Genomic DNA, 669 nt, shown 5'->3' on the forward strand with positions numbered 1-669 from the left:
CGCAGGCCCTGGCGCAGTTCCTTGCGGACCTTGGCGTCCAGCGCCCCGAAGGGCTCGTCCAGCAGCAGCATCCGCGGCTCGATGGCCAGCGCGCGGGCCAGGGCGACGCGCTGGCGCTGACCGCCCGACAGCTGGCTGGGATAGCGCTCGGCGATCTGGGGCAACTGGATCAGCTCCAGAAGCCTCGTCACCCGGCGCGCGATCTCGGCCCTGGGCGGGCGGCTGGCGCGGGGGCGCGCGTTCAGACCATAGGCGATGTTGTCGAACACCGTCATGTGCCGGAACAGCGCGTAGGACTGAAAGACAAAGCCCGCGCGGCGCTCCTGCACGGTCAGGCCCGTCGCGTCCTGTCCGTCGAACAGCACCCGCCCCGAGGTCGGATATTCCAGCCCGCCCAGAATCCGCAGCAGCGTGGTCTTGCCCGAACCCGACGGCCCCAGCAGGGCGACCAGCGCACCGCCGGGGATTGACAGCGACACCGGATGCAGCGCCGCGGTCGCGCCGAACAGCTTCGAGATTTCGTCGATCTGGATCACCATGTCGGGTTCCTTTCAGTGTCGGCGCTGGGCGGCCAGCGCATCGGCGTGGCGGATTTCCAGCGAGGTCTTGATCAGCAGCGTCACCAGCCCCAGCAGCGCCAGCAGCGCCGCCATCGAGAAGGCCGCGACG

General features: G+C 69.8%; 1 protein-coding gene. It reads right to left on the reverse strand.

The window, feature by feature from the left end:
* Positions 1-539 (reverse strand): sulfate/molybdate ABC transporter ATP-binding protein (locus DPQ23_RS15235; protein ID WP_112875596.1); only part of this gene is annotated, 539 nt, incomplete at its 3' end.
* Positions 540-669 lie beyond the last annotated feature (130 nt).

The sequence above is a fragment of the Paracoccus endophyticus genome, from assembly GCF_003286075.1.
Taxonomy (GTDB): Bacteria; Pseudomonadota; Alphaproteobacteria; order Rhodobacterales; family Rhodobacteraceae; genus Paracoccus; species Paracoccus endophyticus.